The organism is Acidobacteriota bacterium, assembly GCA_016196035.1.
Classification (GTDB): domain Bacteria; phylum Acidobacteriota; class Blastocatellia; order RBC074; family RBC074; genus JACPYM01.
Genome location: JACPYM010000135.1, coordinates 50,951 through 64,773, shown reverse-complemented (window position 1 = coordinate 64,773; position 13,823 = coordinate 50,951). Strand labels below are relative to the sequence as shown.

The following is a 13,823-nucleotide window of genomic DNA, read 5'->3' as shown; positions in this document are numbered from 1 at the left end:
TGCTGACGGCCTACCGTGGGCGTTGCCCACGGCTATTGAATGCTGCCCTTGCAGGGCAAAGACACAGAGCGTCAGACTTGTGTAGAAACGAATGCTCGGCAGGTTGTGCTAAGCACACCCCTATTCGGCTATCACGCGGACGAGGCGAAACCCCAAACTGTAACCCAAATCTTGCGGACGATGGGTGTAGCGCAACGCCGAACGGGCGCTGGCCGCGTTGAAACACCAACTGCCGCCGCGAATCACTTTGAATTCCGCGCGGCAATTGCCGACGGGATCAACCACCGCCGTGTCCGGATAATCGCAGCGCCAGTCCTGGCACCACTCCCAAACATTCCCGTGCATGTCGTAAAGGCCCCAGGCATTGGGCGCATAACTGCCCGCTGGCGCGGTGCCGCCACGATTCGCACCCGCTGGGAAACCGGCAGAGGGGAATTCGCCCTGATAGTTGGCTTGGGCCGTGGTTAGATTCGCGCCAGTGTTAAAGGGCGTTTGCGTGCCCGCGCGACAGGCGTATTCCCATTCGGCTTCGGTCGGCAAACGAAATTTGGCGCCGCCGGACATACGCGTGAGTTTGGCAATGAATTCCTGCACCTGATGCCAGTTGACGCGCTCAACGGGGCAACGCGCGCCACAGGTTTTGAAATGGCTCGGATTGTCACCCATCACCTGCGTCCATTCGGCCTGTGTGACTTCATATTTGCCCAGATAAAAACGGCGCGAGATTTGCACCGGATGCGGTCGCTCTTGCGCCTCGCGCTCGGCCTCGGCAAGTGGCGAACCCATCACGAAACGGCCCGCCGGGAGCAAGACGAATTGCATGTGCGTGGCGGGTTCGTTCCAGGTCAGCGGCGTTGCTGGCTTGGTTGTCCGGTGGCAAGCCGCGAACCACAAGCTGAGGCAGAGACAGCCGGTGAATGAAAGTTTGCTGCTTGATTTGGGAAACATAAGACAACCGGAAAACAGCAGATATTCGCAATGTTGTGCCAGTCGGCGTTCAGTCACTGGCCGTAATCTTTGGTGCTGCCAGACCCTTGCCATCGAACGAATGTAAGATCATTGAAATTGACTCTTCCAATTATGGACTGGTTGATTGCCTGTGCATAAGGCTGGTGCAATTGGACTGGTTTACGGCTATCCGGTTGTAGCGGGCAGTTATAGCTTCACGATCACGGCGACTGACACGAACGGTTGCACCAGAACGCGGAGTTACACGGTCATCGTCAATTAGAGCGGACTTCAATGCAGTGTACGGAGAAAGGGTGGGACGATTTGCCAAATCGTCTGAAATCAAGGGGCGCGTGCCTACGGTTTTTTCGCCACGGCGCTGATGCGCAGGGCCGGACTGGTGAAGGCCACGTTCTCGCCAGGCTGTCAGAGGCGTGCGATGATAGGGTTATGAGCAAGCCGCTTTCCCGCATCACCTTTGGATTGTGCCTTTTATCTCTTTCAACAAACCCAACCCGCGCCGCAACCCGCGACTTATCAATCCAATCTGGCCGACCTAAGTCCCACCGAACGCCGCATCCTGCGCCTCATCGCCGATTACAAAACCAGCAAGGAAATCGCCGACGACCTCGGCATCCACTACCGCACCGTCGAAAATTACCGCACCAGCATGTGCGCCAAACTCGACCTCCACGGCAGTCACGCCTTGATTAAGTTCGCGCTCAAACATCAAGCGGAACTCTGAACACCGTGTGCTGGCGCACCCAATGAAGCATGAATGTACCAAGCTTGGTTGTTCTGATTTAGTGGAAAAACTCGTGTGGATGCCAATGCCTGGCAAGTTCAGCAACTTGCCGAACCTATTGCGTCGAACCTTATCTCTTTTCTGAGGACACATCGTGCGAATGACCAAGCATTCCTTTTCTCTGCGTTTAAGTTGGCTCGCGTTGCTTTCTTTGTTGGTAGCAGCGTGGCTGACAACCGGCCACCTTGTGCGCGGGACCAGCGCGGCCCCGGTCCCGCCACCATTGCCCGCTTTGCAAGGGCAGGCCGCGGTGGATTACCTGAAAGAGCACGGGTCGCGCGGTTCGCGGCGGCGGCGGGCAATGCGCTGTTTACTGAGTTCAAGCAACTGGCGGCCAGCGATGGCGTGGCGGTTGACCAATTCGGTTCCGCGGCGGCGCTCAGCGGCGACACCGTGATCGTCGGGGCACTCAGAAAGAACGGCAATTCAGGTGTGGCGTATATCTTCGCGCGCAACCAAGGCGGCGCGAACAATTGGGGCGAAGTCAAAAAGCTGACCGCCGGGTTCCCCGCGCCGGATGACCAATTCGGCTATGCGGTCGCCATTAGCGCTGACACGGTGGCGCTTGGCCTCAACGGCAGCGACGCCGCCAGAGGCGCGGTCGCGATTCACGAACGCAATCAGGACGGAGCCGACAATTGGGGTTTGGTCACGCGGCTGAGCGCCAGCGACGCGGAGGTCAACGATCGCTTCGGCACCAGCCTGGCGCTCAGCCGCGACATGCTCGTGGTGGGCACGCCCTTCAAAAATAGCTTTACGGGCGCGGCGTATCTGTTCGCACGCAATCAAGGCGGCGCAGACAATTGGGGCCAAGTCCAGAAACTCACTGCCAACGATGCGGTGGCGCATGAGGCCTTCGGCTTCGTGGTCGGCATCAGTGTTGATGCCGTCGTCGCAGGTGCGCCGGGGCTTTCGCCTGACCGCCCGGGCAAGCTGGGCTGGACGAATGGCGGAAGCCCTGCAACGGGCGCGGGCGCGGCTTATGTTTTCCGGCGCAATCAGGGCGGCGCAGACAATTGGGGCCAAGCGCAAAAGCTCACCGCCAGCGATGGCACGGCCAATGACCGCTTTGGCGCCGCTGTCGCGCTGGTGGCGGGGACGCTGGTGGCTGGCGCGGATACCAAGAATAACGAAACGGGTGCCGTCTACTTCTTCGGGGCGTCTTGCGCCCGCCGTTTCAGTCAAAGCCGATTTCGATGGCGACGGCAAAACCGACTTCTCGGTCTGGCGCGGCAACGAAGGCAATTGGTATGCGCTTAAGAGTTCCACCAGCACGCCGCAAGTGACGGCCTGGGGCACCGCGCTGGCACCCTTCAACGATGTGATCGTGCCGGGCGATTACGATGGCGATGGGAAAGCGGACTTGGCGGTCTGGCGGCCCGCGGACGGCGTCTGGTATGTGCGGCGCAGCAGCACGGGCACGGTGGGCCTGATCTCCGCCGCCAATTCGCTGGTCGGCACAAGGACGGCGGACCGTATCGGCATCACCGTGGCGCGGTTGACCAACGGCAATTACGTGGTGTCCAGTCCGGGTTGGGACAATCCCATGGTGGCGACGGATGCTGGGGCGGTGACGTGGGGCAATGGCGCGGCCGGCATGGTCGGCCCGGTGACGGCGGCCAACTCGCTCATCGGCGGCACGGACGGCGATCAGATCGGCAGCGGCGGGCTGACGGTGCTCGCCAACGGTCACTATCTGGTCTACAGCAACGCTTGGGACAATCCAGCGGGGTCGGCAGGGCCGATTGTCAACGCGCGCGCTGTCACGCTGGGCAACGGCGCGGGCGGCACGGTCGGTTTGATTGATTCGACCAATAGCTTTGTCGGCACGGTGACCGGCGAGGTCAGCAGCTTCAGCTACGATCTGGTGCGCGACCGGCTGGTGGTCGGACGCGCGGTCAACAATCTCGTCACGCTGTTCGCTTGCCCCTTCTGCGGCCCCACTTGCCCCACTATTACGCTGGCGAGTTTGCCGGCGGGCAGTGTCGGCCAGAACTACGTCGGCAGTGTAGCGGCCTCGCCAACGGGCACATACAGCTACACGCTGATGTCCGGCAGCCTGCCGCCGGGCCTGACCTTGTACGGCACAATCGGTTTGGTCTACGGCTATCCGACGACAGCGGGCAGCTACAACTTCACGCTCAAGGCGAACGAGGCGAATGGCTGCGGTGGGACGCGCGACTATACGGTCGTTATCGGCGCGGTGGTTGTGTGCTCGACCATCACGCTCACCGACCTGCCCGTGCCCAGCCTGAATACGGCCTACAACCAAAGCCTCGTTGTCGCGCCTGCGGCGAGCTACAGCTTCACCGTGACGGCAGGCGCGTTACCCACGGGCTTGTCATTGAACCCGACAACGGGTGCGGTCACGGGCACGCCGACGGCGGCGGGGCCATACAGCTTCACGATCCGGGCGGCGGATACGAACAATTGCGCGGGCAGTCGCAGCTACAGCGGCACGCTTGCCAGCGGCAGTTGCGGCGGCATCACGCTCGCGGCCTTGGCCTCGGGTGGGGTGGGCCAACTCTATGTCGGCTACGCGCTGGCCGCGCCGACGGGCAGTTACACATACGCACTGACGGCGGGCAGTCTGCCGCCGGGTCTGACCTTATACGGCACGGTGGGCCTGCTTTACGGCTATCCGACAGCGGCGGGTACTTACAACTTCACGATCACGGCAACCGGCACGAGCAACTGTGCCGGAATGCGGAGCTACACGGTCGTCATCAATTGATGAAGGTTGGGTAGAGAGGGGCACGCACCGGCGCTTCGCGCACTGCCGGTGCGTGCCTCAATGTAGGAGCGGCCCGGCAGCAACCCAAAGCCACAGCGGCTTAGGCTGAAAGCCTGCGAGCCGCGACAGAGTGGCAGCTCTGTCGCGGCTCGTTGTCAGACAAAGGAATTGCGGCTGAACGGTGTAGCGCCCTTCATTCGCAGCGCAAGGCCACCAGCGGATTAACGCGCGCCGCCCGCCGCGCCGGCAGATAACTCGTCAGCAACGCAATCGCGGCCAGCAACAACGCCAGGCCCGCGAACGTCAGCCCATCGGTCGTGCTGACGCCGAAAAGCAAACTCGCCAGCACGCGCGTCAACGCCAACGCGCCCGCCAAGCCGAGGCCGACGCCGAGCAGCACCAACGCCAACGCCTGCCGGATGACCAACCGCACAATGTCGCGCTGTGCCGCGCCCAACGCCACGCGTATGCCGAGTTCGTGTGTGCGTTGCGTGACCCAATAGGTCAGCACGCCGTAAATGCCAAGTACCGCCAGCGTCAACGCGACCGCCGCGAAGACACCCAGCAACACCAGCGCAAAGCGGCGCTGCGCCAGCGCGTTGTGCAAGCGCCGTTGCAGCGTGGCCGCTTCATACACCGGCAACTGGGCGTCCAGCGCGTGCACAGCGCTGGTGATCGCGGCGGTCAGTGCTTCAGGTTTGTTACTACTGCGTGCAACCAGATAGCGCGTGCGGATGTTGAACTGGTCAATCGGATGATAGAGCGTGAGGGCCGGTTCGTTTTCCAGCGCGACCTCTTTGGCATCGCGCACCACGCCGACCACTGTGCGCCACGGCCCTTTGCCGCTGCGTTGAATATGTTTGCCCAGCGGGTCTTCGCCCGGCCAGAAACGTTGCGCGAAGGCTTCGTTGACCAGCGTTACGTCCAACGTGCCGCCCAATTCCTTGCGCACATCACGTTCGTCGAAATGGCGGCCCTTGACCAGCGGCATGCCCAGCGCGCGCAACTGGTCGGGACTGACAAAGCGTTCGTTCGAGATGATCAGTTCGCTCGCCGCCCGTGGCACGTAGCCTTCCACCGTCACCGGCCCCCACGCCGCCGAAGTCGCGCTGAGCGGCAAGCCATAACTGGTGCCGGTGAACTCTACGCCCGGCACTTGCCGCACGCGTTCGCCGAGTTGTTTATAAAAGTTGTAAACCGCCTCAGGCGTCGCGTAGCGCGTCGCGGGCAGCGTCAAGCGCAACGCCAAAACGTTATTCGGATTGAAGCCCGGATTGGCGCGCAGAATGTGCGCATAGCTGCGCAGCAACAATCCCGCGCCGATCAGCAACACCAGCGCCAGCGCGACTTCGACCACGACCAACAGCTTGCGCGTGCGCTGGTGACCGCCCGTCGCACTGCGCCCGCCATCTTTCAACACTTCATTCAAATCCACCCGCGACTCGCGCAGCGCGGGCAACAATCCGAAGATCACACCGGTCAACACCGACACCGCAATCGTAAACGCCAGCACGCGCCCATCCACTCCAATCTCGCCCGAGCGCGGCAGATTCTCCGGCCCAAACGCGCGCAAGGCACGCCCAGCCACCAACGCCAAGCCCAAGCCCAGCAGTCCGCCGAGCACGCCCAGCAAGACACTTTCGGTCAATAATTGCCGCACGATGCGCGCCCGGCTCGCGCCCACCGCCGCGCGAATCACCATCTCTTTCTGCCGCACGGACGCCCGCGCCAGCAACAGGTTCGCCACGTTGGCGCAGGCGATCAACAACACGAAGCCGACCGCGCCCAGCAACACATACAACGCCAGCCGCAAGTTGCCGACGACCTGTTCCAAAAGCGGTACCACGCTCAACGTCAGCCGCCCATTCGCCGGATAGCTTTCGGGATACTGCCGTTTCATCTGTTCGGCCAGCGCGTCCATCTCGGCCTGCGCCTGCTTGAAGCTCACGCCCGGTTTGAGCTTGGCGAGGATGTTGAAATCCTCGCCGCCGCGATTGCTGCGGTCAGCGGCGCTCATCGGCAGAGGCAACAACACATCCGCCCGCCGTATGCCGTTCACCGTCGGCAACACCTCTTTGCTCAACGTGAATTCCGGCCCGACGACGCCCACGATGGTGAAGTTGTTGTCATTCAGCGTCAGCGTGCGCCCCAGCACAGCGCGCGCGCCACCGAAACGGCGTTGCCAAAAGCCGTAGCTAAGCAGCACAACCGGCGCGGCCCCCTTCTCGTCCTCCGAAGGCGTCAACACGCGCCCCAACACCGGTTGCGCCCCCAACAACGGAAACAGCGAAGACGACACCCGCGCGCCCTCGACATATTCCGGCTGCCCCTGGCCGGTCAGATTGAAGCTGCTGTCGCGCGCCACGGCGACCGCTTCAAAGCTGCGATTTTCGAGCTTGATGTCCAGATACTGGCCCAACGAAAACCAGTCTTGCTCCACGTTCAACCCCGGCGAACGATTCCACAGAATCGCCACCCGGTCAGCATCCTTGAACGGCAGCGGACGCAGCAGCAGCGCATTGGCGACGCTGAACAACGCGCTGTTCGCGCCGATGCCGAGGGCGAGCGAGAGCAGTGCGACGGCGGTGAAGCCGGGGTTTTGGGTGAGGCGACGGAGGGCGTGGGAGAGATCGTGAAAGAGAGTTTCCATAGTTATCTGACCTCAAAATTTGAGCAGTGACTCATGTCGCTGAGAACCCCAGCGAAAGTTGATTGACGATTGTTTTGCGTTTCGTTTTCTGTTTGCCTAGGTCCGGCGTAGCAAAATTTGGTTTGATCACCAAGGCCTCGTCAATTTCATTGCGCAATGTCTCAACCGAGCCAACGTGATAAAAGTGCGAGCAAACCCTCACTTCCAAGCCCGCCCAACATTCATCCAGATGGCCGTTTTTGCGGTAACGGTTCTCTAGCCACATCGAAAGCGCGAAGCCGCAGGATAAAGTTTGCGCAACCTTTGCGAGGCGCGCAGCCTCTTCTTCATCCCAGGTGTTGTAGTAGTCGGTGTGTCTGCCAATGTAAGGCGGGTCGAGATAAACAAAATCATCCGGTTTCACGGCACCAAGCGTTTCATCCCACTTTGCCACACGAAATTTCCAGTCTTTGTCGCGCATTTGTTTGGCTGCCCAATTTACCTGATTGGCAATTTTCGTGATGTAAGCAGGCGCGAAGCGTTGGGGTTTATGTCCAAACGGCACGTTGAATTTGCCGTGCCGATTGAACCGCATGACGCCATTGAAACAAGACCGATTCAGGAACAAGAAATCGAAGGATGAGCCGTGCGTATTGAAACGCTCGCGCACTTCGTAATAGTAATCAGCACCTTTGGCTGCCAGCTTTTCACCTTCCGTAACCAAGAACTCACGCACGGCGCTGCTGGTAAACTCGCCGCGTTGGATGGCCTGATAAAACGCAATGATGTGCTGGTTGGTGTCAGTCAATAACGCGCGGGGCGGAGCAAGATTGAGCGCCACAACACCAGAGCCAAGAAACGGTTCGACCCAACGAGCGTCATCGGTCGGTTTCCATAGAATGCTGTTAAGGATAAACGGCGTGAGTTTGGTTTTGATCCCTTGGCACTTGATTGGCGGAGCCTTGGCATGGGTGATCTTTAGTGGAAGCTGCATCATTCGTCACCTCCAGATTTGGCTGGGGGTTGCTTAAACGCAAAATAGGATGGCAGATTGTTGTAGGGTGGCTTGGGTAACTCGGCTTTGCGCGCCATATCTGAGGTCAGATAGAACATCCAATAGTCATCAAAAATCTCTTCACCCAAATCCGTAAATGGGCCATTGCCATTCACCAAAGCAGCGGTTTTGCCAACCGCGCCAATGTTTTTAGTGTTTCCGCTCCCAGGCCGATCAAGCGCGATGCGGTATTTTGGCTGAACGAAGAAGCGCAGGTCTTTGACGACTGAAGGAATTTCTTCCAGTTCATCAAGGGTATGGCTCCTAAATTCATCGGGTCTGATGGCGACGCGCGTGTAAATGACACCTAAAACAAAATGCCCAGCATACTCGCCATAAGGGAAGGTGATGTTTTTGGCCGAGCGCCGCTCACGAAAGTAACCAGTGAAGGCACCGAGCGTCATCCCGCTGACGGTGTTCTCATCAATCCGGTAGGCACTCTTGAGATCAAGCGCGAACTTGCGGCCAGCATTATCTACGAAGGTCAAATCTGGATAGTAGTTTTGCTCAGGTGCAGGGATAACTTTGAGGTTGTGTTTGTCAGCGAAAGCCAGGAAATGCGGAAACAGCATCAACTCAATCAGCTTTGAGACAACTTTGGTGTCGCCGGAAATGGTATAGACGTTCCTGAAAACATCTATGAACCCTTTGACTGTCCAACCACCATCCGGCGTAGACATCATCTCGCTGGAGTTGAATCTCTCAGCTTCTTGTTGGAGCAGTTCGAGGAATTGCGCGGCTGCGTTCTTATTTTCCATATGGCGTCGGATTATAGATGTCGCGGACTGTTGGACAAAGTTTGCTTCGTTTCCATTCCCGCACAACTTCACAGGTACTGATCCCGCTACCTCAACGAGTTGGATTCAGGCAGCTTGCGGTAGTGGAGCGGGCCGCCAAACTTCAGCTCAGTGCGCTCGCCAATTCTGCCTTCTCTTCCAAACTCAAATCCAAATCGTCAATGCCGCCGCGCGCCCGCACGATGCGCTGCACCAATGTCAGGAGGATTTGCGGGTCATCCTGGTCTTCAGCCAGCGTCAGCCGGAGCAGCGCTGCCGCTTCCTCAGCATCTTCCGCCAGATTCTTCAGCATCCATTCGTCGAAGGTCATGAAATTGCACATAGCCCAATCGTAATCAGCAGCGCTTGTTTTTATGCGTAATTGCTCAGCCCCAACGGGGCGTCATAATGAAGCCCAGGGCATCGCCCTGGGAACAGGCCGTCAAATCAAGCAAGCCCCAACGGGGCGACATAACTATTGCGCCCCGTTGGGGCTTGGCAAATCTCTACGCGCTCACCCGGTGCGTTGCACCGGGCTATCATATCGCGCCCCGTTGGGACTGAACAGATAGGTTTACTTTACGCCGCCAGTGCCGAGTTTACTCTTCACCCCATTGATGCTGAAATCCAGCCACCCCCGCTCATTACTGTTCTTACACCGTGCCCGCAACGTCTCCAGCGCCTTCAGCTTCGCCTGCAACGCCGCTTGGTGTTTGCCATCCACCGTCAACGCCATTTCGCTCAAATGCAGCGCCTCGACCGCTTGTCCGGCGTCCGCGCGCGCCTGCGCCAGTTTGGCAATGGCATCCGGCCCGCCTGCGAGTTTTATGACTTCGGGATAGACCGCCGTGACCGGCGTTTCGTACATCGTCGCCGGTTGCAGATCGAAATAGCCGACGTAGCCTTCGTAAATGCCGCGCACCGACCACGAGAGTTTGCCGTAGCTTTCGCCGATGTCGAGCGCGGGCGGCAGCTTGATCTCGTTCATCAACGTCCAGACGTCTTTGCCCGCGTTCATGCCTTTGACCGTTTCATCGTGCACGTACTGAATGGCGTCGCGATAGCGCGTCAGCCGTTTGACGATCTCGGCGTTGCCGTGAATGGCCATGCCGTGCGAAGGGATCACGATTTCCGGTTTGAGCGCCAGCACCTTGTTCAGTGAATTAACGTAATCGAGCGCCCAGCGCGGTTGCGTGCCGCGCAGCGTGTAAATGTTCGGGAACGAATCGTAGTAGTTGTCGCCGATGAACGCAGCCTTGAGTTGCGGAATCCACACCGTGGCGTGGTCATACGTCTCGCCCGGCGTGCTCAGCACGCTGAATTTCAGCCCGCCCAATTCGAACTCGTATTTGTCGTCAAAGAGGATCGTCGGTTCGATCTTGCCGCCGTAATTGCCCGGCCATTCGCTGTTGCCGGGCGGCAGGGCGCGGGCGAATTGGGCGGCGTTGCGCAGGCCGTAAAAGCCGTTGAGCCGCGCCTGGTAATGCATGAATTCGGCGTGATTCTTTTGCGCGATGATCTGCGTGCCGGGTTCTTTCCAGGCTGTCACGCCACCAGTGTGATCGCCGTGGCCGTGGGTGAGGATGATGTATTTGACGGGGCCGTTGCTTTCGGCGCGCAACAGTTTGGTGTGCAGCGCGGCGTTGAACGCAATCGAAGTGTCAATGATGACGTTGCCCGCCGGGGTCGTGACCATAAACGTGTTGCCGAAGCCGATGGCCTGATAAATGTTGTCGGTGATTTTGGTCGCTTTGGTTTGGTCGCGCCCGACGGCGGTCAGCGTGATGGGATTGGTGGGCACTTGATCTTGTTGCGCGTGTGCGTCAGACAGCAGCAAGGTTAGTGACAGAAACGCTAAACGACAGGTCAGAAATTCCATTGTGGTGCTCCTTGTGTTTTCACGGACAGGTCAAAGCGCGGCCCGTCTTTGCTGATGACAACCTGGCCTTTGAATACATCAGCGCCGCCGCGCGTGAACGCTGCTTCGATTTGCGGCGAATGTGGTGACTTCGAGCGGCGCGGCGTGTTAGGTCGTGCTGACGCGCGCGCGTTTGGCGCGGCGCGCGTGGCATCAGCCAGTGGCGAGCCGGTGCCGACCAGGATGACGTGCAAGTGACCGTCGGTGAGCGCGGTTAGGTCGGGCTGTCGCTGTGCTGGTGTTGACGGCGTTAGACAGCACAATCCAAGGGTCAGAAAAAGGAATGCTGGCAACGGTGTTTTCACGGTTGTTGGTTGAGGCGCTCGCTTGAGCGCGACGCGCTTATTGCCCGACATTCTCCAGAATCCAGAGGTTGCCGGTGACTTCCATCAACGGCAGAACTAGCCGGTCAGCCGCCAGCGCCAGTTCCATGATTCGCACGTCCTCAAGAATCATCTGGCTTGGGCTGTCAAAGGGAGTCACGCGGAAGGGCGCGCCGACAGGCTGGCCCGTGACCGGATCGAAACGGATGCCCCAGACGTTGAAGAAACCGGTGCGATTGGAAATGAAATAGAGCATACGCCCGTCCGGTGACCAGCGCGGTTTGTCGTCAAAGCTGTGGCCCTCGGTGAGGCGCGTCCATTCACCGCCCGCCGCCGGCACGACATAGATTGTCGAGATGCCGGCTTGATTCATCTTGGCCGTGCAAAAGCTGATCCAACGATCATCGGGAGAAAAACGCGCCTGATAGAGATTCTCGTCCGGATGCGACGTGACGACATGCATTTGCGCTTCGGCGTGTGGGGCCGCCGACACCGGAATCGTGCCGATCAACCGGCGCACCGGAGTGCTGCGCATGAAGCCTACTAATATACGTGTGCCATCGGTTGACCAATCCCAGGTCGGTTCGACCAAGGGGCCTGCCGTGGTCAGCACTTGCTCGTCGCCGCCCGCGACCGGCAGGGTGGCGATGTCCCAACGGTTTTGTGCGCTCACCGATTTGGCCGTATTTTCACGGCTGTACGCCAGCCGTTTGCCATCACGCGACCAGCGCGGCGACGAACGCGATAAATCATCGGTGATCAAAATCGTTTCGCTGCCGTCAGCGAGCGACTTGACGCGCAGTTCACGCTTGCCAGCGCGATTGGTCACAAACACCAGCTTGCGGCCATCGGCGGACAGGTCGGGGAAATACGCATCCGTGCCTGCCGTAGTGATGGGTTGGCCAGCGTTGCCGAGCTTCCCGGTGGCGGCGTTAAAGGGAAATGACCAGAGGCGGGTTTGCTCAATGCGGGAAGTAAAGGCCACATTCCGGCCATTGCGCGAAAGCGCCACATCTGTGTCTAACCCCGCGCCCGCAGTCAAGCGTTCGGGGCCGGCGATCCAGCGCAGGCTGGTTGTTTCCACGGCAACTTTCCAAATGCTTTTCACGCTCGCGGAAACACCTTCGAAATAGAGCGCCGCCGCGTCAGACGCCCACTGAAAGCCACTGAAATATACGCCCGATTCTTTTAACTGTTGGGCCGCCGCCACCGTGAACTCCGATTTGATTGGCGCGCCACCTGCCAGCGGGATCGTCCAGAATCCGTTGCCTTGTTTAAGGTGATTTCCCCACAGCGAGAGCCGTTGACCGTCAGGATGCCAGGCCGCACAGAACGATTTGAATCCGGTGAGAAAATCCGTCAACACTTCGCGCGGCGGTTTGCCGTCCAGCCCGACGAGATAGAGTTTGGGAATCTCCGCCGTGTTAGTGCGCAGAATAGAGCTGTAAAACAGAATTTGCGTGCCGTCGGGCGACCAACGCGGGCGGTAACCGAAAGACGCAATCTTATGTTCGTTGCCGCCCAGCACCGGCACGACGTATAGCCCGCCGCCGTCACGTTCAGAGCGGAAGACGAGGCGATTGCCTTCGGGCGCCCAATCCGCCTGCCAGTCGTGTGCTGTTGAAGTCGTGACGCGGACAGGCTGGCCTTCGCCAACGGGCTGCACCCAGATGTCAAAATTGCCGGAACGATCCGAACTGTAAGCGATCAGTCGTCCGTCAGGCGACCAGGTCGGCTCGCTTTCCAAACCGGGGTCGAAGCTCAACTGCCAGAGTTTGCGTGGCAACGAGACCTGCGCCGGTTGGCGAAGTTGTGGAACCACCAGCGCGGCCATGATTCCGGCAATCAGCAAAAACAGCACGGCTCCCAGCGCCAGTTTGTAATAGCGCAGTTGTTTGGTCAGCCGTTCATCAGCAAAAGCGGCAATGGCCGGGACGTTGGGCGAATTCAAATCACGGGCAGTTGAATGGCCGTTTGACCGTGGTTGCCAAGGCAGATGGACGGGCTCGCTGACATGTTCGACCTCCTGCACATCGGCCACGAAGCGATAGCCGCGCCCCGGTATTGTGGCAATGAACTGCGGCGCGCCGAGGCTTTCCCCCAGCGCCTTTCTGAGGGCCGAAATGGTGCGGGCCAGATTGTTCTCTTCAACGACAGTGTCAGGCCAGACCTGGCTGAGCAGTTCGTCCTTCATGACCACCTGGCCGTGGTGCTGGATCAGCACTAACAGAACCTCAAAAGCCTTCAACCCAAGCGGCACAACCTCGTCATTGCGTAACAAGACAGACTTCGCCACGTCTACGACATACGGGCCAAATTCGTAAAGTACGTCTGATCTTTTCGGTTTAAGCGACTCTAAATGCCGAACATCCATCGCGTTTCAGGATTTTTTCAGGCGCGCGATAAATTTTTCAGAAATTTTACCGCCAACCTGCAAAGACTTTGCCAGTTCCACACGAGTACTTTCTGTCAAGGTCAAAAGTATAGACCGCCACTACTAAACAAGCGAGCACAAGCTGGGGTGAAACAAACAAACAAACGGGCGGGATGCTTGCCTGCGCCAAAGATGACTCGCGTTTCAAAGTTCAATCGCTAGCTCAAATTCAATTTGCCTGACCGGGCCGTAGGAATCGTCT

At 59.2% G+C, this 13,823-nt stretch carries 11 protein-coding genes and 2 pseudogenes; 5 read left to right on the top strand and 8 right to left on the bottom strand.

The features are described 5' to 3' along the window. Positions 1 to 120: 120 nt before the first annotated feature. On the bottom strand, positions 121 to 948 hold the full coding sequence (locus tag HY011_36275) for a formylglycine-generating enzyme family protein (GenBank protein ID MBI3428409.1): 828 nt from the start codon (positions 946 to 948) through the stop codon (positions 121 to 123). Positions 949 to 1,093: 145 nt separating this feature from the next. Between HY011_36275 and HY011_36270 the strand changes: the two genes are divergently transcribed. The 5 genes and pseudogenes from HY011_36270 to HY011_36250 all read left to right on the top strand — a co-directional run bounded on the left by HY011_36270 (position 1,094) and on the right by HY011_36250 (position 4,487). Continuing rightward, positions 1,094 to 1,231, top strand: coding sequence for a hypothetical protein (locus HY011_36270; protein ID MBI3428408.1), 138 nt, complete (start codon positions 1,094 to 1,096; stop codon positions 1,229 to 1,231). 195 nt (positions 1,232 to 1,426) lie between these two features. Next, a complete protein-coding gene (locus tag HY011_36265; GenBank protein ID MBI3428407.1) occupies positions 1,427 to 1,693 on the top strand; it encodes a helix-turn-helix transcriptional regulator in 267 nt (88 codons plus the stop codon). 75 nt (positions 1,694 to 1,768) lie between these two features. After that, positions 1,769 to 2,200: pseudogene (locus tag HY011_36260) on the top strand (FG-GAP repeat protein). Between the two features lie 45 nt (positions 2,201 to 2,245). Then, positions 2,246 to 2,530: pseudogene (locus tag HY011_36255) on the top strand (FG-GAP repeat protein). Between the two features lie 361 nt (positions 2,531 to 2,891). Then, complete coding sequence (locus HY011_36250; GenBank protein MBI3428406.1) at positions 2,892 to 4,487, top strand: putative Ig domain-containing protein; 1,596 nt, start codon at positions 2,892 to 2,894, stop codon at positions 4,485 to 4,487. Between the two features lie 193 nt (positions 4,488 to 4,680). Here the strand turns inward: HY011_36250 and HY011_36245 are convergent, their stop codons facing one another. From HY011_36245 to HY011_36215, 7 genes are all read right to left on the bottom strand, one after another. Continuing rightward, positions 4,681 to 7,137 carry an ABC transporter permease gene (locus HY011_36245; protein ID MBI3428405.1) on the bottom strand — a complete coding sequence of 819 codons (2,457 nt, stop codon included), beginning with the start codon at positions 7,135 to 7,137 and terminating at the stop codon, positions 4,681 to 4,683. A gap of 31 nt (positions 7,138 to 7,168) precedes the next feature. Next, complete coding sequence (locus tag HY011_36240) at positions 7,169 to 8,113, bottom strand: Dam family site-specific DNA-(adenine-N6)-methyltransferase (GenBank protein MBI3428404.1); 945 nt, start codon at positions 8,111 to 8,113, stop codon at positions 7,169 to 7,171. Then, entirely contained in the window at positions 8,110 to 8,928 is an 819-nt protein-coding gene (locus HY011_36235; protein ID MBI3428403.1) for an EcoRV family type II restriction endonuclease, read from the bottom strand. The genes HY011_36240 and HY011_36235 overlap by 4 nt, the downstream gene beginning before the upstream one ends. Positions 8,929 to 9,070: 142 nt before the next feature. Further along, entirely contained in the window at positions 9,071 to 9,289 is a 219-nt protein-coding gene (locus tag HY011_36230) for a hypothetical protein (GenBank protein MBI3428402.1), read from the bottom strand. A gap of 231 nt (positions 9,290 to 9,520) precedes the next feature. Continuing rightward, positions 9,521 to 10,825 (bottom strand): MBL fold metallo-hydrolase, encoded by a 1,305-nt coding sequence (locus tag HY011_36225; protein ID MBI3428401.1) that lies wholly within the window; start codon positions 10,823 to 10,825, stop codon positions 9,521 to 9,523. After that, positions 10,813 to 11,127 carry a hypothetical protein gene (locus HY011_36220; GenBank protein ID MBI3428400.1) on the bottom strand — a complete coding sequence of 105 codons (315 nt, stop codon included), beginning with the start codon at positions 11,125 to 11,127 and terminating at the stop codon, positions 10,813 to 10,815. Before HY011_36220 ends, HY011_36225 begins: the two co-directional genes overlap by 13 nt. A 79-nt stretch (positions 11,128 to 11,206) precedes the next feature. Further along, positions 11,207 to 13,561 (bottom strand): PD40 domain-containing protein, encoded by a 2,355-nt coding sequence (locus HY011_36215; protein ID MBI3428399.1) that lies wholly within the window; start codon positions 13,559 to 13,561, stop codon positions 11,207 to 11,209. Positions 13,562 to 13,823: the final 262 nt, after the last annotated feature.